The following is an 18,434-nucleotide window of genomic DNA, read 5'->3' as shown; positions in this document are numbered from 1 at the left end:
ACCGTGAGAGAGCTGCGCATCAGGCTGCTGGCCGGCGTGTTCGTCGTCGCCGGAGTCCTGTCCTGGGCGGGTGCCCGCCTGTGGGCCTCGATCGGGACCCTCCCCAGCGTGCCCCTGGCCGCCCCCATCGTCCTCGCCCTGATCGGCGTGGTCCTGCTGTCCACCGCGCTCTCGATCCGCGCCCGTCTCAAGGCCCAGCGCGAGCGCCGCCCCGAGGCCAAGGGCGTCGACCCCCTGATGGCCGCCCGCGCCGTCGTCTTCGGGCAGGCCAGCGCCCTGGTGGCCGCCCTGGTCGCCGGCATGTACGGCGGCACCGGTGTCTTCCTCCTGGAGTCCCTGGACATCCCCGCCCGCCGCGACCAGGCCATCTACGCCGGCTTCTCGGTGGTGGCGGGCATCGCGGTCATAGCGGCCGCCATCTTCCTGGAGCGGGTCTGCAAGCTCCCGGAGGACGACGACCGGAACTCGGGGGCGACCTCGGCGGCGTGACACGCAGCCGCCGGCGGCTCAGCAGGCGTGAGCGGCTCAGCCGCGTCAGCGACTCGGCGGCGTCAGCGACTCGGCGGCGTCAGCGGCGTCAGCGGCGTCAGCGGCGTCAGCGGCGTCAGCGGCGCGCCATGATGAGGCTCATCGCCTCGTTACGCGTCGCCGCGTCCCGCAGCTGCCCCCGCACCGCCGACGTTATGGTCTTCGCGCCGGGCTTGCGAATGCCCCGCATCGACATGCACATGTGCTCGCACTCCACGACGACGATCACGCCGCGCGGTTCAAGGATCTCCATCAGGGAGTCGGCGACCTGCGTGGTGAGCCGCTCCTGCACCTGCGGACGACGGGCATAGACGTCCACGAGCCTGGCCAGCTTGGACAGGCCGGTGATCTTGCCGGTGGTGGCCGGGATGTAACCGACGTGGGCGACGCCCCGGAACGGCACCAGGTGGTGCTCGCATGTCGAGTACACCTCGATGTCCTTCACGAGCACCATCTCGTCGTGCCCCAGGTCGAACGTGGTCGTCAGCACGTCCTCGGGCTTCTGCCACAGGCCCGCGAAGATCTCCTTGTACGCCCGGGCCACCCGCCCCGGCGTCTCCTTCAGCCCTTCCCGGTCCGGGTCCTCTCCGACCGCGATCAGCAGTTCACGGACGGCGTTCTCGGCACGCTTCTCGTCGAACTCGCCGATGGCGCCTTCGCCGTCCAACGTCACGGGGTCGGTCATCTGGTGCCTCGTTCCTCGTCGTCCCTGCGGGCGCGGCTGAAAAACGCCGCGCCCCCAGGCTAGATCCTGGGGGGCGCGGCATCCATTCCGGGCCTGGTGAGGACACCGAGGCAGGAAGAGGGGTCAGCTCTCCGGACGGTCCTCGGGGGCCGGTTCGGTCACGGGGGCGGACTCCACCGCCGTGGCCTTGGCGGTCGAGATCGCCGGGGTGGCACCGTTGGCGCCGTTCGTCAGTGCGAGCTCCTTCGGGGAGAGCACCGGCGGACGGGTGGACGGCGTACGGCGGGAGGAGCCGGTCCAGGCGGGCCGGGCCGGACGCTTGACGATCGCGGAGAAGATCTCGGCGATCTCCTCCTTGCCCAGCGTCTCCTTCTCCAGCAGCTGCAGGACGAGGTTGTCGAGGACGTCGCGGTTCTCGACCAGGATCTCCCAGGCCTCGTTGTGCGCGTTCTCGATGAGCTTCTTGACTTCCTCGTCCACCAGGGCGGCGACCTCTTCCGAGTAGTCGCGCTGGTGGGCCATCTCACGGCCGAGGAACGGCTCGGTGTTGTCGCCGCCGAACTTGATGGCGCCGAGACGCTCGGTCATGCCGTACTGGGTGACCATCGCGCGGGCCGTCGCCGTGGCCTTCTCGATGTCGTTCGCGGCGCCCGTGGTCGGGTCGTGGAAGACCAGTTCCTCGGCCGCCCGGCCGCCCAGCATGTAGGCGAGCTGGTCGAGCATCTCGTTGCGCGTGGTGGAGTACTTGTCCTCGTCCGGCAGGACCATCGTGTAGCCCAGGGCACGGCCTCGGGACAGGATGGTGATCTTGTGGACCGGGTCGGAGTTGGGTGAGGCCGCCGCGACCAGGGCGTGTCCGCCCTCGTGGTACGCGGTGATCTTCTTCTCCTTGTCGGACATGATCCGGGTCCGCTTCTGCGGGCCCGCCACGACGCGGTCGATGGCCTCGTCCAGCATCTGGTTGTCGATCAGCTTCTTGTCGCTGCGCGCGGTGAGGAGCGCCGCTTCGTTCAGCACGTTCGACAGGTCCGCGCCGGTGAAGCCCGGCGTGCGGCGGGCGACGGCCGCCAGGTCGACGTCCGGGGCGACCGGCTTGCCCTTCTGGTGGACCTTGAGGATCTCCAGACGGCCCTGCATGTCGGGGCGGTCGACCGCGATCTGGCGGTCGAAGCGGCCGGGACGCAGCAGCGCCGGGTCGAGGATGTCGGGGCGGTTCGTGGCGGCGATCAGGATGACGCCGCCCTTCACGTCGAAGCCGTCCATCTCGACGAGCAGCTGGTTCAGGGTCTGCTCGCGCTCGTCGTGACCGCCGCCGAGGCCGGCGCCGCGGTGGCGGCCGACCGCGTCGATCTCGTCGACGAAGACGATCGCCGGGGCGTTCGCCTTGGCCTGCTCGAACAGGTCACGGACTCGGGAGGCACCGACACCGACGAACATCTCGACGAAGTCGGAACCGGAGATCGAGTAGAACGGGACGCCCGCCTCGCCCGCGACGGCACGCGCGAGCAGGGTCTTGCCGGTGCCGGGAGGACCGTAGAGCAGGACGCCCTTGGGGATCTTGGCGCCGACGGCCTGGAACTTGGCCGGCTCCTGGAGGAACTCCTTGATCTCGTGGAGCTCCTCGACGGCCTCGTCCGACCCGGCGACGTCCGCGAAGGTCGTCTTGGGGGTGTCCTTGGTGATGAGCTTGGCCTTGGACTTGCCGAAGTTCATGACCCGGGAGCCGCCGCCCTGCATCTGATTCATCAGGAACAGGAACACGACGACGATGAGGACGAAGGGAAGCAGGGAGAGCAGGATGCCGACGAACGCGTTCTGCTTGGTCGGCGAGACGGTGTAGCCGTCGGGGATCTGCTTCTGCTCGAACTTGGTCTGCAGTGTCGCGGCGAGGTTCTGGCCCTGGTCGCCGATGTAGCTCGCCTGGATCTTCGAGCTGCCGTCGACCTTCTCGCCGTCCTTGAGCTCGACCTTGATGGTCTGCTCGTCGCCGGTGGTCAGTTTGGCCTGCTGGACCTTGTTGTCATTGATCGCCTGGACGACCTGGCCGGTGTCCACCGTCTTGTAGCCACCGGACGAGCCGACGACCTGCATCAACACGACCACGGCAAGGACGGCCAGCACGATCCACATGACCGGCCCACGGAAGTATCGCTTCACGTCCATCCATACGGAGCGGTGTCGCCCCGTCCCTCCTGCCATAGTGAGTTTGATAAGACAGTTCTTCTGACGGTACCCCAGCATTGTCGCCCGAAGCCGCACGGGACGGCTGACGAACCCGTCTGCATGCTCCAACGGTGCGGTGTCCGCCGGGGTTCCCGATCTTCTTGCCCGGCTGGGCCCTTCGGGTCAGCCAGGTCGTCGACCCGGCTGTCAGCCGCCGTAGACGTGGGGCGCGAGCGTACCGACGAACGGGAGGTTGCGGTACTTCTCGGCGTAGTCGAGGCCGTAGCCGACGACGAACTCGTTGGGGATGTCGAAGCCCACCCACTCGACGTCGATGGCGACCTTGGCGGCGTCCGGCTTGCGCAGCAGGGTGCACACCTTCAGCGACTCCGGCTCGCGCGAGCCGAGGTTGGACAGCAGCCACGACAGGGTCAGGCCGGAGTCGATGATGTCCTCGACGATCAGGACGTGCTTGCCCTTGATGTCGGTGTCGAGGTCCTTGAGGATCCGCACGACACCGGAGGACTGGGTGCCCGCGCCGTACGACGACACGGCCATCCAGTCCATGGTGACGGGGGTGGACAGCGCCCGCGCGAGGTCGGCCATGACCATCACCGCGCCCTTGAGGACGCCGACGATGAGCAGGTCCTTGCCCGCGTACTCCGCGTCGATCTTCGCGGCCAGCTCGGCCAGCTTGGCGTCGATCTGTTCCTTGGTGATGAGCACCTCTTTGAGGTCGGTGCCCATGTCTTTCGCGTCCACCCGCATCACTTTCGGTCGTCCCACCGGCCTGCCCCGTCACCCCTCGCGGAGGGGCAGGGATTCAGCCTTGCCGAATCACCAGTCTGCCACCCTGGCGCTGGGCGACGACCTTGCCGGGGAGATTGATGGCCCCCTGGCCGCGCCAGCCGGTGATCAGCCGGTCGACTTCCTCGATGTGGCGGGCGAACAGCGAGCCTGCCGGGGCGCCGGCCTCGATGGCGGCGCGGCGCAGTACACGGCGGCGCACGGCGGGCGGCAGGGCGTAGAGCTTGGCGCATTCCAGGAGGCCGGCCGCGTCGCGTACGGCGCCGGCGGCCTGGCTCGCCCAGGCGTCGAGGGCGTCGGCATCGTCCCGGGAGAGCTGGGCCGTCCGGGCGAGTGCCTCGACGACGCCCTTGCCGAGGGCCTTCTCCAGGGCGGGCAGGCCTTCGTGGCGCAGCCGGGAGCGGGTGTAGGCGGGGTCCGCGTTGTGGGGGTCGTCCCAGACGGGGAGCGCCTGGACCATGCAGGCCTTGCGGGCGGTCTGCCGGTCGAGCTGGAGGAAGGGGCGGCGGTAACGGCCGTCGGCCCCCGAGACCGCGGCCATTCCGGACAGGGAGCGGATGCCGGAGCCGCGGGCGAGGCCGAGCAGGACGGTTTCGGCCTGGTCGTCGCGGGTGTGGCCGAGCAGGACGGCGGTGGCGCCGTGGCGTTCGGCGGCGGCGTCGAGGGCGGCGTAGCGGGCGTCGCGGGCGGCTGCCTCGGGGCCGCCTTCGCGGCCGACGGTGACGGCGATGGACTCGACGGGGTCGAGGCCGAGGCCGCGCAGGCGCAGGGCGACTTCCTCGGCGCGGAGGTCGGAGCCGGGCTGGAGGCCGTGGTCGACGGTGACGCCGCCGGCGCGGATGCCGAGTTTGGGGGCCTCGAAGGCGAGGGCGGAGGCGAGGGCCATGGAGTCGGCGCCGCCGGAGCAGGCCACGAGCACGAGCGGGGACGGCGGGCGCTCGTGCGAGGGGTCATCGGTGGGGCTGGTGAGGTCGTTGAGGATGTCGTGGAGGACGCGGCGGACCGCCAGGCGTATCGCCGCGACCGCAGGATGGGGACCCATGTCCGGTTCCCTTCATGAAGTTTTCGGGGGGTGAGCCCGAGGTTCGGTCACTCAGAGTGTGTAGATGGTGACAGAGCCGGGCCGTTCCCCGAGCATTGCACGCCTACCCAGGCCTCACGGTCCCTCGGACGGGTGATTGGAGGGGCGTTCGCCTGCCGTCGGCCGGTTTTCTTTCACGACCTTTCCGACCGGTTCACGACCCGGTCCCGGAGTCGCCCGGATCCGCCTTGCGGTGCACCCGCGCGATCCAGTCCGCCGGTTTGGCGATCTCCGCCTTGGTGGGGAGGGTGTTGGGGGAGGTCCACACGCGGTTGAAGCCGTCCATGCCGACCTCGTTGACGACGGCCCGTACGAAGCGTTCGCCGTCGCGGTACTGCCGGAGCTTGGCGTCCAGACCGAGCAGCTTGCGCAGGGCCATGTCGAGCCGGGAGGCGCCCTTGGCCCGCCGCTGCTGGAACTTCTCGCGGATCTCCTGGACGCTCGGCACGACGTCCGGGCCCACGCCGTCCATCACGAAGTCGGCGTGGCCCTCCAGGAGGGACATCACCGCGGTGAGGCGGCCGAGGATCTCGCGCTGGGCTGGGGTCTGCACGATCTCCACGAGCGAGCGCCCGCCGTCGTCCTCCTCCCCCTCGGGACGCCCGCCGGCGAGCGACTGGGCGGCTTCCCGGATGCGTTCCAGGACGGTCATGGGGTCGACGTCGGTCTCTCCCAAGAACGACTGGATTTCGCCCTCCAGGTGGTCCCGCAGCCAGGGCACCGCGGTGAACTGCGTGCGGTGCGTCTCCTCGTGCAGGGTCACCCACAGGCGGAAGTCGTGGGGCTGGACGTCGAGTTCGCGCTCCACGTGCACGATGTTCGGCGCGACGAGCAGCAGCCGGCCGCCGCCGTTCTCCCCCGCCGGAAGCTCGCGGGTGGCCGGGGCGAAGGTCTCGTACTGGCCGAGGACGCGGGAGGCCAGGAAGGACAGCAGCATGCCGAGTTCGACGCCAGTGACCTTGCCGCCGACGGCGCCGAGGACCGCGCCGCCGGGGGTGTTGCCGCGCCGTTCCTGCATCTTCTCCAGGAGGGGCTTGAGGATCTCCCGGAAGCCGGCGACGTTCGCCCGGACCCAGCCGGGGCGGTCGACGACGAGGACCGGGGTGTCGTGGGTCTCCTCCGTGCCCATCCGGGTGAAGCCGCGGACATGTCCCTCCGAGGCCTTGGCGTGCCTGCGGAGTTCCGCGACGACGGCACGGGCCTCGTCGCGGCTCACCTCCGGTCCCGGCCGCACGAGCCGGGTCGCGGTCGCCACCGCGAGGTTCCAGTCGACCATCTGAGAAGAAGCAGCACCGCCGATGCTCGTCATGCGTCAACCGTACGTGAGCGTTCCCGCCGAGGGCAGGGCGCGGAGGCGGGCGCCATGGCGGCCCGTCAGCCGCAGCCGCAGGCCGCCAGGGCCGTCGCCGCCTTGTCCAGGGCCGCCTGGGCCGCGTCCTTGCTCGTCGTGTCGGACGCCAGGAACGCGAAGGCGAGCAGGCGGCCGTCCTGGTCGACGACGGTTCCCGCCAGCGTGTTCACGCCCGTCAGCGTGCCCGTCTTCGCGCGTACGACGCCGGCCGCGCCGTCGGGCGTGTAGCGGGTGGTCAGCGTGCCGGTGAACCCGGCCACCGGAAGGCCCGTCAGGACCGACCGGAGCTCGGGGTGTTCCGGGTCGCCCGCCTTCGCCAGGAGGGCGGTCAGGAGGCCGGCGGTGAGCCGGTCGTCCCGGTTCAGGCCGCTGCCGTCCTTGAAGGAGACGCCGGACACGGGGAGTCCGAGCCTCTTCAGCCGGTCCCGGATCGCCTTGCCGCCGCCGTCGAAGTCGGCGCGCACCTTCGTCGCCACGGCCGTCTGGCGGGCGAGGGCCTCGGCGATGTCGTTGTCGCTGTTGGTCAGCATGCGTTCGACCAGCGCGGACAGCGGCGGCGAGGAGACCTCCGCCAGCGTCTGTGCGCGTCCCGTCGCCTTGGAGGGGCCCGGGGACGTCGTCCGGATGCCGTCGTCCGCCAGGAAGCCGGCGAACTTGCGGGCCGCGTCGGCGGCCGGGTCCGGCGCCCGGTCGGCGGTGCCGCTCGTGGAGTCGTTCGTGCGGGCCTCGTCGGCCATCAGGGCGCTGACGAGGGCAAGGTTGGCGTCGACGCCGATGGGGTGCAGTCCGGAACCGGCGTAGAGGGTGGTGTCGTACGACAGCGTCACCTTGCTGACGCCGTCCTTCTTCAGGGCCTTCGCCGTCTTCGTCGCCAGGTCGCGCAGGCTTGCCCAGCCCTCGGCGTCCTTGCGGGCGGTCAGGGTGGGGTCGCCGCCGCCGACCAGGACGAGCTCCCCGGTGCCCGGTTCCATGGCGGTGCGGGTGGTGAGGCGGTGGTCGGGGCCCATCGCCGACAGGGCGGCGACCGCGGTGGCGATCTTGGTGGTGGAGGCGGGGGTGAGGGCGTCGTCGGCGCCGGCGCCGTACAGGCGCTTGCCGGTGGCCACGTCGACGACCGCGGCGGTACGACGGCTGCCGAGCGCCTGGTCCTTCAGGAGCGGTGCGAGGACGGCGGCGAGGGCCTCGGCGCTGGGCGCGGGCTTCACGGTGTTCGTGGCGCCGCCGAGGCCGGCGAGGACGGAGGAGGCGCTCGGGGCGGGCTCGGGCGTCGCTCCCGTCGTACCGGAATCGCCACCGTGATCTGCGCCACCCGTGTGCTCCAGGGCGACTGCCCGGTCCCGCTCGGCCGTACGCTGACCGGTGGAGTCCCAGGGGCCCGCGGCGGTCACCACGACGGCCGTCAGGGCGAGGCCGGCGGTGGCGGCGCCCGCGGTGTACTGCCAGGTCTTGACCGTCGTCAGACGCTTGACCTGCGGTTTCATTGCGTTCGCGGCGCGTGCCAGCGGAGGGCGGGCGGCTGCCAGTCGGGGTCGTACGGCGTTCGCGAGCCGCGCCACATGCGGTCTCGCGGCCTGCCAAGGCCTCAGTTCAGGCACGACCACCAGCCCCTTTCGCGATCACCCACCTGCGTGAGGGACACTTAACCACCAGAACTATGTGCTGATCATGGAGGAGCCACCGGTGGAGTTCGACGTCACGATCGAGATCCCGAAGGGTTCGCGGAACAAGTACGAGGTGGACCACGAGACCGGTCGGATCCGCCTGGACCGTCGACTCTTCACCTCGACCGCCTACCCGACCGACTACGGCTTCGTCGAGAACACCCTCGGCGAGGACGGCGACCCGCTGGACGCGCTGGTCATTCTTGACGAGCCGACGTTCCCGGGCTGTCTCATCAAGTGCCGTGCGATCGGCATGTTCCGGATGACGGACGAGGCCGGCGGCGACGACAAGCTGCTGTGCGTCCCGGCGACGGACCCGCGCGTGGAGCACCTGCGTGACATCCACCACGTCTCGGAGTTCGACCGCCTGGAGATCCAGCACTTCTTCGAGGTCTACAAGGACCTGGAGCCCGGCAAGTCCGTCGAGGGCGCCAACTGGGTCGGCCGCGTCGACGCCGAGGCCGAGATCGAGCGGTCCTACAAGCGCTTCAAGGAGTCCGGCGGCCACTGAGGTCCCTGACGCCCCTGACGTCGAACGGGCCGCACGCGCACGCGTGCGGCCCGTTCGCGTATCCGCGCATCTGCGGGGAACGTGTCTGTGCGCATACTGAGGCGACGGATGGCGACTGATGGTGCCGTACAGGGAGCGATACGCAAGTGACGTCGGCGGAGGACCGCAAGCCGCAGTCGGACGAGGCGAGGAGCGTCTACGACCCCGAGATCACGTCCGAATTCGCCATTCCCGACGGCCTGGCCGTCCCCAAGGGGGTCGGCGGCGAGTCGGAGACGTCCTCGGAGTTCGCCGTGCCGCGGGGCCTCCAGGCGCCCGAGGGGCCGGCCGCGGAGCCGGAAGGGTCGGCGTTCAGCACGCCGCGCACCTACAGCGCCAAGGACGCCCCGCCCGCGTTCACCCCGCCGACCGGCGTTCCCCTGGTCTCGCTGACCAAGGACGTGCCCTGGCAGGACCGGATGCGCACGATGCTGCGGATGCCGGTCGCCGAGCGGCCCGCGCCGGAACCGCTGCACAAGGAGGACGAGACCGGGCCCGCCGTGCCGCGCGTGCTCGACCTGACGCTGCGTATCGGGGAGCTGCTGCTCGCGGGCGGTGAGGGCGCGGAGGACGTGGAGGCGGCGATGTTCGCCGTGTGCCGGTCGTACGGCCTGGACCGCTGCGAGCCGAACGTCACCTTCACGCTGCTGTCGATCTCCTACCAGCCGTCCCTCGTCGAGGACCCCGTGACGGCCTCCCGGACGGTCCGGCGGCGCGGGACGGACTACACCCGGCTCGCGGCCGTCTACCAGCTGGTGGACGACCTCAGCTACCCCGAGACGGCGTTCTCCCTGGAGGAGGCGTACCGGCGGCTCGCCGAGATCCGCCGTAACCGGCATCCCTATCCCGGCTGGGTGCTCACCCTGGCGAGCGGGCTGCTCGCGGGCGCGGCCTCGGTGCTGGTCGGCGGTGCGCTGGTCGTGTTCGTGGCGGCGGCGCTGGGCGCGATGCTGGGCGACCGGCTGGCGTGGCTGTGCGCGGGGCGCGGGCTGCCGGAGTTCTACCAGTTCACGGTCGCCGCGATGCCTCCGGCGGCGATAGGGGTGGCGCTGACGGTGGCCCACGTGGACGTCAAGGCGTCCGCGGTCATCACCGGTGGGCTGTTCGCGCTGCTGCCGGGGCGGGCGCTGGTGGCGGGGGTGCAGGACGGGCTGACCGGGTTCTACATCACCGCGTCGGCACGGCTCCTTGAGGTGATGTACCTCTTCGTCGGCATCGTCGTGGGTGTGCTGGTGGTCCTGTACTTCGGGGTGCAGCTGGGCGCCGACCTCAACCCGGACGTCGCGCTGATCATCGACGAGCGGCCGCTGTGGCAGATCGGGGCGTCGATGCTGCTGTCGCTGACGTTCGCGGTGCTGTTGCAGCAGGAGCGGTCGACGGTGCTGGTGGTGACGCTCAACGGGGGTGTCGCGTGGTCGGTGTACGGCGCGCTGCACTACGTCGGCGAGATCTCGCCGGTCGCCTCCACGGCGGTGGCGGCGGGGCTGGTGGGGCTGTTCGGGCAGATGATGTCGCGGTACCGGTTCGCGTCCGCGCTGCCGTACACGACCGCGGCGATCGGGCCGCTGCTGCCGGGTTCCGCGACGTACTTCGGGCTGTTGTCGATCGCGCGGGACGATGTCGACAAGGGCCTGGTGTCGTTGGCCACGGCTGCTTCCCTTGCCATGGCCATCGCCATCGGGGTGAATCTGGGGTCGGAGATCTCGCGGTTGTTCCTGCGGGTTCCCGGCGGGGCTTCGGCGGCGGGGCGGCGTGCCGCGAAGCGGACGCGGGGATTCTGACGCCGGGTGCCTACGAGCTCGGTGTCTGATGTCTGATGTCTGACGGCGGCCGCGGCTTGTTCGTGGTCGATCGCGCGGTTCCCCGCGCCCCTTCGGGGCGCTTCTAGTAGCCCTGGTTGTACGGGTACTGCTGGTTCTGCTGGTTGTCGTGGCCCTGCTGCTGCGGGTACTGCTGGGCGTACGGCTGCTGCGGGGCGTAGTACTGGTCGTTGTAGCCGTACTGCTGCTGGTCGCCGTAGGACTGCGGAGGCTGCTGCGGGTCGTCGTGGGACGGGATGCGGCGGAGCTGCGTCGTCGCGTCGTCCATCGGCGGGGGCTGGTAGGCCTGGGGCTGAGGGGCCGCGGGCTGCTCGGCTGCCGCCCGCTTCTTCTTTCCGCGTTCGCGCAGGTACTCGATGATGATCGGGACCACCGAGACGAAGACGATGAGGACGAGGATCGCCTCGACGTTCTTGTGGATGACGTCGATCTGGCCGAGCCAGTAACCGGCGAGCGTGACACCGGTGCCCCAGGCGACGCCGCCGATGACGTTGTACGTCAGGAACGTGCGGTACTTCATGCGGCCGGCGCCCGCCACGATGGGGGCGAAGGTGCGGACGATCGGCACGAAGCGCGCCAGGACGATCGCCTTGGGGCCGTACTTCTCCATGAACTCGTGCGCCTTCTCCAGGTTCTCCTGTTTGAAGAGCCGGGAGTTGGGACGGCTGAAGAGCTTGGGGCCGAAGAACTTGCCGATCATGTAGCCCACTTGGTCGCCGAGGACGGCGGCCAGCACGATCAGGAGGCAGACCAGCCACAGCGGCTGGCTGATGTAGTCGCCCTGCGCCACGAACAGACCTGCCGTGAACAGCAGGGAGTCGCCGGGCAGGAAGGCGAAGAGACCCGACTCGGCGAAGACGATCAGGAGGATGCCGGGCAGGCTGAACGTCTCGATCAGATAATCGGGGCTGAGCCACTCAGGGCCTAGCGCGAGCGTGGTCACGGGTCTGTGACTCCTGGTGCTGGGGGACGGGCTGGGGCTGGCTGCCCAAACGTACAACGCAAGCCTCTGAGCCCAGGTTCCATGGGGGCGCCGAGGACCGGCTGTGCGCTCTCCGGGAGAGAGCTGTGCGCCCCACGAGTATGGGTGACTCCGGCGACGGCCGGGAACCGTCGCCGGAGCCGGATCACGCGGTACGGCGGGCCGCGTTCGCCTTGATCGCGCCCCTCAGGTGCTCCGCCAGCCCGTCGTGCATCGCGTCGTAGAACGCCTTGAAGCGCTCGTCGGAGACGTACATGTCGCCGAAGCACAGGTGCATCTCGTAGGGGACCTCGAAGTAGTACCGGCTGATGTGCTGCCGGTGTTCCTCGGCGAGGTCCATGGCCGCCTCGCCGGACGGCTGCTCGCCGGCCGCCACGAGGGCCGCGTACCGCTCGCCCCAGTCGGCCACCTCGGTCTGGATGCGCTTCCAGTCCTCCTTGGTGTACGTCGCGGCGCGGCGCTGGGACTCGGCGTACGCCTCGGTGCCGCCCCAGCGCTGTTCGGCCTCCTCGGCGTACTGCTCGGGGTCCTTGTCGCCGAAGACCTCGAAGCGCTCCTGCGGTGTCAGGTTGATGCCCATCTTGCGTGCCTCCATGGCCTGCTCCACGGCCGCCGCCATCTTCTGCAGCTTCTCGATCCGGGCGGTCAGCAGTTCGTGCTGGCGGCGCAGGTGGGCGCGCGGGTCCGTGGCCGGATCGTCGAGCAGGGCGGCGACCTCGTCGAGCGGGAAGCCGAGCTCCCGGTAGAACAGGATCTGCTGCAGCCGGTCGAGGTCGGCGTCGCTGTAGCGCCGGTGGCCCGCGTGGCTGCGCTCGCTGGGGGCGAGCAGGCCGATGTCGTCGTAGTGGTGCAGCGTGCGCACCGTCACTCCGGCGAAACCGGCGACCTGTCCCACGGAGTAGCTCACTTCGTCCGCTCCTTCCCTTCTCGGTACGCCGTCCACGGTGCGTCCTCACGTCGCGTGAGGTGCAAGCCCCTGGGGGCGCCTCCGGATGTGACGCCCGTTTTGCCCGTTTATCGTGAGCCCGTGGCCCAGGACACCGCGCAGCAGGCACCCGCAGCCCCGGCGACCCCGGCCCGCGCACTGCTGCCCCTGATCCTCCCCGCTCTCGCCGTGGGCGTGGGGGCGAGTCTGATCTTCCTCGGGGTGAGCGCGGCGGCCGAGGCGTTCCAGGACGTGCTGTGGCAGGACCTGCCGGACGCGCTGGGCGTGGGCCGGTACTCGGTGCCGTGGATGCTGATCATGCTCACCGCGACCGGGGTGGCGGTCGGCCTGGTGGTCTGGAAGGCACCGGGGCACGCCGGGCCCGACCCGGCCACCATGGGCCTGGACGCGCCCGCTCTGCCGCCCGTGGTGCTGCCCGGCCTGGTGCTGGCGACCGCGCTGATGCTGGCGGGCGGGCCGAGCCTCGGCCCCGAGAACCCGATCATCGCCGTGAACGTCGGCATCGCCTTCTGGCTCGGCCGGCGGCTGCTGCCCCGGATGCCGGGCGGGCTGTGGCCGGCGCTGGCGGAGGCGGCGACGATCGGCGCGCTGTTCGGTACGCCGGTGGCGGCGGCGCTGGTCATCTCCGAGGCGCTGGCCGGGCGGCAGGTGAAGGGGGCGCTGTGGGACAACGTCTTCGCGCCGCTGGTCGCCGCCGCGGCGGGCGCCCTGACGACCACCCTGGTGGCCCATCCCACCTTCGATCTGCATCTGCCCGCGTTCGGGCGGCCCGGCTGGGGCGATCTGCTGGCCGCGCTGGTGGTCGCGTCCGCGGCGGCCGTGCTCGGCATGGCCGCCGTCCGCGCCTTCCCGTACGTCTACGGCGCTTTCGCGAGGCTGCGGCATCCGATGCTGATGCTGCCGGCCGGCGGTCTGGTGCTCGGGCTCCTCGCCGCCCTGGGCGGCCATCTCACGCTCTTCAAGGGGCTGGAGGAGGTCGGGGAGATCGCCGCCGACCCGGAGGGCTGGTCGGCCAGGGAGTTCGCCACGATGACGGTGGTCAAGCTGGCCGCGCTGCTGGTCGCCGCGTCCTGCGGCTTCCGCGGCGGGCGGATCTTCCCGGCGGTGTTCGTCGGCGCCGCGTTCGGGCTGTGCGCCCATGCCCTGGTCCCCGGCGTCCATCCCTCCGTCGGTGTCGCCGCCGGTGTGCTGGGCATGCTCCTCGCCATCACCCGGCAGGGCTGGGTGAGCCTGTTCACGGCCGCCGTGCTGGTGGCCTCGCCGGCCGTCCTGGCCCTGCTGTGCATCGCCTCGCTGCCCGCCTGGCTGCTGGTGACCGGACGCCCCCAGATGCAGTTGCGCGACGACGGAACACCGGTCCGCTGAACCCCGTTTCGAGGAGTCGATCGATGCCGCTCCACAAAGGGCCCGAGAAGCCCGACGAACGCCCGCTGTCCGTCAACCCCTTCTACGGGGAGGCCGATCCGGTCGGCGGCATGACCGAGGCCCCGCCCAAGCACCGGCTCCCGGACGCGCCGCTGCCGCCCTCGACGGCGTACCAGGTGGTGCACGACGAGCTGATGCTGGACGGCAACTCCCGGCTCAACCTCGCCACGTTCGTCACCACCTGGATGGAGCCGCAGGCCGGCGTCCTGATGGGCGAGTGCCGGGACAAGAACATGATCGACAAGGACGAGTACCCGCGCACCGCCGAGCTGGAGCGGCGTTGTGTGGCGATGCTCGCGGACCTGTGGAACGCACCCGATCCAGCGACCGCCGTGGGGTGTTCGACGACCGGATCGAGTGAGGCCTGCATGCTCGCCGGGATGGCGCTGAAGCGGCGCTGGAGCAGGCGGAACACGACTCCCGGCGCCCGCCCCAACCTCGTCATGGGCATCAACGTCCAGGTCTGCTGGGACAAGTTCTGCAACTTCTGGGAGGTGGAACCCCGGCTGATCCCGATGGAGGGCGACCGTTTCCACCTCGATCCGCAGGCCGCCGCCGCCCTCTGCGACGAGAACACCATCGGTGTCGTCGGCATCCTCGGCTCCACCTTCGACGGCTCCTACGAGCCCGTCGCCGAACTCTGCGCCGCCCTCGACGAGGTGCAGGAACGCACCGGCCTCGACATCCCCGTCCACGTCGACGCCGCGTCCGGCGGCATGATCGCGCCCTTCCTGGACCCGGACCTGGCCTGGGACTTCCGGCTGCCGCGGGTGGCCTCCATCAACACCTCGGGACACAAGTACGGCCTGGTCTACCCGGGCGTCGGCTGGGCGCTGTGGCGCGACCACGCGGCCCTGCCCGAGGAGCTGGTCTTCCGCGTCAACTACCTGGGCGGCGACATGCCGACCTTCGCCCTCAACTTCTCCCGGCCCGGCGCGCAGGTCGTCGCGCAGTACTACACCTTCCTGCGGCTGGGCCGGGAGGGCTACCGGGCCGTGCAGCAGACCACCCGGGACGTCGCCCGGCACCTCGCCGAACGCGTCGAGGCCCTCGGCGACTTCCGGCTCCTGACCCGCGGCGACCAGCTGCCGGTGTTCGCCTTCACCACCGGGCACGACGTGACGGCGTACGACGTCTTCGACGTGTCCCGGCGGCTGCGCGAGAGCGGCTGGCTGGTCCCGGCGTACACCTTCCCGCCGCATCGCGAGGACCTGTCCGTGCTGCGGGTGGTGTGCCGCAACGGCTTCTCCGCCGACCTCGCCGAGCTGTTCGTGGACGACCTTCGCCGCCTGCTGCCCGAACTGCGCCGCCAGCCGCACCCGTTGACCCGGGACAAGGGGGCGGCGACCGGCTTCCACCACTGAGCGGCTACTTGCTCAGCGCCCCGAACTTCCGTACCGCCAGCGGGAAGAACACCGCGAGCAGCGCGAGCGGCCAGGCGACGGCGGCCCAGACGTGGTCCGTGCCGAGGCCGCCGGTCAGGTCCCGTACCGCCGTCGCGGTGCGGGACATCGGGTTCCACTCGACGACGGTGCCCAGCCACCCCGGCATCGACTCCGGTGCCGCGAACGCGTTGGACAGGAAGCCGACCGGCCAGACGAGGATCTGCACGGCCTGCACCAGCTCCGGCCTCCCGGCGACCAGCGCCAGGTGGATGCCGATCCACAGCATCGCGAAGCGGAACAGCAGCAGCAGCCCGACGGCCCCCAGGAAGGCCCCGAACCCGCCGTGCGCCCGCCAGCCGATGGCGTACGACACCCCGATGAGCACCCCGAGCCCCACCACCGACTGGAGCATGTCGGCGACCGAACGGCCCACCAGCACGGCCGCGTTGGACATGGGCAGCGACCGGAAGCGGTCGATCACCCCCTTGTTGAGGTCCTGGGTGACGGCGATCATCGTGCCCTCCAGGCCGAAGGCCATGGTGAGGGCGAGCATGCCGGGGACCAGGTAGTCGATGTAGTCGCCCGCCACTCCCCGGCCGCCGCCGACGAGATAGCCGAACATCAGCAGCAGCATCACCGGGAAGACCAGGCCGACGAGCACCTGCACCGGCTGCCGTGCCCAGTGGGCGAGTTCGCGCCGGGTCATGGTCCAGGAGTCGGTCAGCGCGTACGTGTTCATGCGGCCTCCTTCGTGAGGTGCAGGAACACCTCGTCCAGCGTCGGGCGCCGCAGCGCCACGTCCTCCGCCTCGATGCCCGCCGCCTCCAGTGCCCGTACGACCCCGGAGAGCGCCGCCATCCGGTCGGTGACCGGGGCGCTGAGCAGCCGGCGGTCGGTGTCGACGCGGACCGCGGACCGGTCGGCCGGCAGCAACGCCACCGCCGCCCCCAGTTGACCCGCGTCCCGCAGTACGACGTCGATGCGGTCGCCGCCGGTCGCCTTCTTCAGTTCCTCCGGGGTGCCGTCGGCGACGATCCGGCCCGTGTCGACGACCGAGACGCGGTGGGCGAGCTGGTCGGCCTCCTCCAGGTACTGCGTGGTGAGCAGGACCGTCGTGCCGCCGTCGACGAGGGAGCGGACGGCCGACCACACCTCGGTGCGGCCGCGCGGGTCGAGGCCGGTGGTCGGCTCGTCCAGGAACAGCACCTGCGGGTCGGTGATCAGGGAGGCCGCGAGGTCCAGGCGGCGGCGCATGCCTCCGCTGTAGTGCCGGACCGCCTTGCGGCCGGTGTCGGTGAGTCCGAAGCGCTCCAGGAGTTCGCCGGCCCGCGCGCGTGCCCGGCGGGCGCCCAGGTGGTGGAGGCGGCCGAACATCTCCAGGTTCTGCCGGCCGCCGAGTTCCTCGTCGAGCGCCGCGTGCTGGCCGAGCAGGCCGATGCGCAGACGGACCTCGTAGGCCTGGCGTACGACGTCGTGGCCGGCGACCTCGATGCGGCCGGCGTCCGGCCGCAGAAGGGTGGAGAGGATGCGGACCAGGGTCGTCTTGCCCGCGCCGTTCGGCCCGAGCACCCCGTGCACCGTGCCGCGGGCGACCGTGAGGTCGAGCCCGTCGAGCGCCTGTTTCGTGCCGTACTTCTTGCGTGCTCCGTCGACGGTGATCGCCGCGTCGGTCACTGCCACTCCCTCGCTAGTCAAAGTTGACTACATGAGCGAAGGTAACGCGGCGCACGGCATTGGTCAAACTTGATTAGCTTGCATCCTCCGGATGCCGCTCACCCGTCGCATACGGGTTCTCCTCCCCCTCGCCGAGCACGCCGACGAACGGCTCGCCCTCCCCCGCGAAGGTGTACGCCCCGTCCTCGATGCGCCCGATCAGGCTCTGGACCCAGGCGAGTTCACCGTCGGCCGTGTGGATCCAGAGGTTCATGATCTCGCCGATGTGACCGAGCTGCTCGGGGCCCTCCTCGGGGACGTAGTGCTCGGTGACGGCGCCGCGCCACTGCTCGATGCGCCGGATCCGCTCCTTCAGCAGCGTGACCACCTCGGCGCGCGGAAGGTCGACCATGAAGCCGATCGCGGACGACTTGACGTCCATCTTCTGGTCGTAGGAGGTCAGCGCCTCGCGCAGCAGCCGCAGGAACTCCTCGGTGCCCGCCTCCGTGATCTCGTACTCGGTACGGGGCGGGCCACCGGCGGTGGAGGGCGCGATCTCGTGGGCGTGCAGCAGCCCCTGCTTCGCCATCTGCTTCAGGGCGTGGTAGATCGAGCCGGGCTTGGCGTTGGACCACTCGTGCGCGCCCCAGTACTCCAGGTCGTTGCGCACCTGGTAGCCGTGGGCCCGCCCGTGCTGACGGACCGCGCCGAGCACGAGGAGACGGATCGCTGACATGGGGCCAGCGTAGGACCCTTGACGTCAGCTCCAGCTCGTGCCCTGCTCCTGGGCCACCAGCTCGAAGGCGGTGGCGCCGTCCAGGGACTCGCGGATGATGTCGGCGTGGCCGGCGTGCCGGGCCATCTCGCGGATCAGGTTGAGCAGCATCCAGCGGACGGAGACCCGGCTGTCCGGCGGGAACCAGGGGTCGTTCGGCAGCGCGAAGGTGTCGTCGAGGCTCGGCACCGCGCGGGCGTACGCCTCCGTCTCGGCGGCGATCTTCTCCCAGTACGCGAGCTGCGCCTCGACGGTCTCGCCGTCGACGAGGGCGAAGCACTCGTGCCAGTCCGCCTCGGTCCGCTGTACGGCCGGCGGCTCGCCCTTGGCCCGTGCGACCCAGCCCTGCTCGACCTCGGCCACGTGCTTGAGCAGCCCGGCGAGGGACAGCTCGCTCGCGCTGGGCCTGCTGCCCGCCTGCGCGTCCGTCAGCCCGAGCAGCGACCGCCGGATCGCGCCGCGCTCCGCGGCCAGATAGCCGAGCAGTGCGCCGCGCTCGTCGCCGTGCGCTTCCGCGGGAACGTGGGTGACCATGGCCGGCCGCCTTTCGTCGAGGCCCGGGGGGCTCTCCCCCTGACACCGACGAAGCTACGGGCCCTTGCGGTCAGGTTCTGTCCGCAAG

At 70.8% G+C, this 18,434-nt stretch carries 17 protein-coding genes; 5 read left to right on the top strand and 12 right to left on the bottom strand.

Annotation, left to right across the window (positions count from 1 at the left end; all coding sequences use genetic code 11):
* Positions 1-3 precede the first annotated feature (3 nt).
* Complete coding sequence (locus tag DI272_RS25620; protein ID WP_109497615.1) at positions 4-489, top strand: DUF3180 domain-containing protein; 486 nt, start codon at positions 4-6, stop codon at positions 487-489.
* Positions 490-604: 115 nt separating this feature from the next.
* On the opposite strand, the gene folE is transcribed toward DI272_RS25620, so the two are convergent.
* From folE to dacB, 6 genes are all read right to left on the bottom strand, one after another.
* Positions 605-1,213 carry a GTP cyclohydrolase I FolE gene (gene folE, locus DI272_RS25615; protein ID WP_109497614.1) on the bottom strand — a complete coding sequence of 203 codons (609 nt, stop codon included), beginning with the start codon at positions 1,211-1,213 and terminating at the stop codon, positions 605-607.
* Between the two features lie 123 nt (positions 1,214-1,336).
* On the bottom strand, positions 1,337-3,376 hold the full coding sequence (gene ftsH, locus DI272_RS25610) for an ATP-dependent zinc metalloprotease FtsH (protein ID WP_109497613.1): 2,040 nt from the start codon (positions 3,374-3,376) through the stop codon (positions 1,337-1,339).
* A 207-nt stretch (positions 3,377-3,583) separates the two neighbouring features.
* Positions 3,584-4,144 (bottom strand): hypoxanthine phosphoribosyltransferase, encoded by a 561-nt coding sequence (gene hpt / locus DI272_RS25605; RefSeq protein WP_097267229.1) that lies wholly within the window; start codon positions 4,142-4,144, stop codon positions 3,584-3,586.
* A 55-nt stretch (positions 4,145-4,199) separates the two neighbouring features.
* Positions 4,200-5,225: a tRNA lysidine(34) synthetase TilS gene (gene tilS / locus DI272_RS25600; protein WP_109497612.1), complete on the bottom strand. Its 1,026-nt coding sequence runs from the start codon at positions 5,223-5,225 to the stop codon at positions 4,200-4,202.
* A gap of 193 nt (positions 5,226-5,418) precedes the next feature.
* The gene (locus tag DI272_RS25595) at positions 5,419-6,573 is read right to left on the bottom strand and encodes a zinc-dependent metalloprotease (protein WP_109497611.1); all 1,155 of its coding nucleotides are present in this window, start codon (positions 6,571-6,573) and stop codon (positions 5,419-5,421) included.
* A 65-nt stretch (positions 6,574-6,638) separates the two neighbouring features.
* Positions 6,639-8,216 (bottom strand): D-alanyl-D-alanine carboxypeptidase/D-alanyl-D-alanine-endopeptidase, encoded by a 1,578-nt coding sequence (gene dacB, locus DI272_RS25590; protein WP_109497610.1) that lies wholly within the window; start codon positions 8,214-8,216, stop codon positions 6,639-6,641.
* Between the two features lie 79 nt (positions 8,217-8,295).
* Between dacB and DI272_RS25585 the strand changes: the two genes are divergently transcribed.
* Positions 8,296-8,787, top strand: coding sequence for an inorganic diphosphatase (locus DI272_RS25585; protein WP_079311408.1), 492 nt, complete (start codon positions 8,296-8,298; stop codon positions 8,785-8,787).
* 146 nt (positions 8,788-8,933) lie between these two features.
* Positions 8,934-10,607, top strand: coding sequence for a threonine/serine exporter ThrE family protein (locus DI272_RS25580; protein WP_109497609.1), 1,674 nt, complete (start codon positions 8,934-8,936; stop codon positions 10,605-10,607).
* A 103-nt stretch (positions 10,608-10,710) separates the two neighbouring features.
* On the opposite strand, the gene DI272_RS25575 is transcribed toward DI272_RS25580, so the two are convergent.
* Both DI272_RS25575 and DI272_RS25570 read right to left on the bottom strand, forming a co-directional pair.
* A complete protein-coding gene (locus tag DI272_RS25575) occupies positions 10,711-11,589 on the bottom strand; it encodes a DedA family protein (protein WP_109497608.1) in 879 nt (292 codons plus the stop codon).
* Positions 11,590-11,773: 184 nt separating this feature from the next.
* The gene (locus DI272_RS25570) at positions 11,774-12,535 is read right to left on the bottom strand and encodes a MerR family transcriptional regulator (RefSeq protein ID WP_109497607.1); all 762 of its coding nucleotides are present in this window, start codon (positions 12,533-12,535) and stop codon (positions 11,774-11,776) included.
* A 120-nt stretch (positions 12,536-12,655) separates the two neighbouring features.
* On the opposite strand from DI272_RS25570, the gene DI272_RS25565 reads away from it, so the two are divergent.
* Positions 12,656-13,939 (top strand): ion channel protein, encoded by a 1,284-nt coding sequence (locus DI272_RS25565; protein ID WP_109497606.1) that lies wholly within the window; start codon positions 12,656-12,658, stop codon positions 13,937-13,939.
* A gap of 23 nt (positions 13,940-13,962) precedes the next feature.
* On the top strand, positions 13,963-15,363 hold the full coding sequence (locus DI272_RS25560; protein ID WP_109497605.1) for a glutamate decarboxylase: 1,401 nt from the start codon (positions 13,963-13,965) through the stop codon (positions 15,361-15,363).
* Positions 15,364-15,367: 4 nt separating this feature from the next.
* Here the strand turns inward: DI272_RS25560 and DI272_RS25555 are convergent, their stop codons facing one another.
* The 4 genes from DI272_RS25555 to DI272_RS25540 form a co-directional block, all read right to left on the bottom strand.
* Positions 15,368-16,123 (bottom strand): ABC transporter permease, encoded by a 756-nt coding sequence (locus tag DI272_RS25555; protein WP_109497604.1) that lies wholly within the window; start codon positions 16,121-16,123, stop codon positions 15,368-15,370.
* Positions 16,120-17,058: an ATP-binding cassette domain-containing protein gene (locus DI272_RS25550; RefSeq protein WP_309221671.1), complete on the bottom strand. Its 939-nt coding sequence runs from the start codon at positions 17,056-17,058 to the stop codon at positions 16,120-16,122. The genes DI272_RS25555 and DI272_RS25550 overlap by 4 nt, the downstream gene beginning before the upstream one ends.
* A gap of 73 nt (positions 17,059-17,131) precedes the next feature.
* On the bottom strand, positions 17,132-17,773 hold the full coding sequence (locus DI272_RS25545) for a PadR family transcriptional regulator (protein ID WP_109497602.1): 642 nt from the start codon (positions 17,771-17,773) through the stop codon (positions 17,132-17,134).
* Positions 17,774-17,797: 24 nt separating this feature from the next.
* Positions 17,798-18,346 carry a DinB family protein gene (locus DI272_RS25540; protein WP_109497601.1) on the bottom strand — a complete coding sequence of 183 codons (549 nt, stop codon included), beginning with the start codon at positions 18,344-18,346 and terminating at the stop codon, positions 17,798-17,800.
* Positions 18,347-18,434: the final 88 nt, after the last annotated feature.

The sequence above is a fragment of the Streptomyces sp. Act143 genome (assembly GCF_003143935.1).
GTDB lineage: Bacteria > Actinomycetota > Actinomycetes > Streptomycetales > Streptomycetaceae > Streptomyces.
This window is presented reverse-complemented; position numbering and strand designations above follow the sequence as displayed.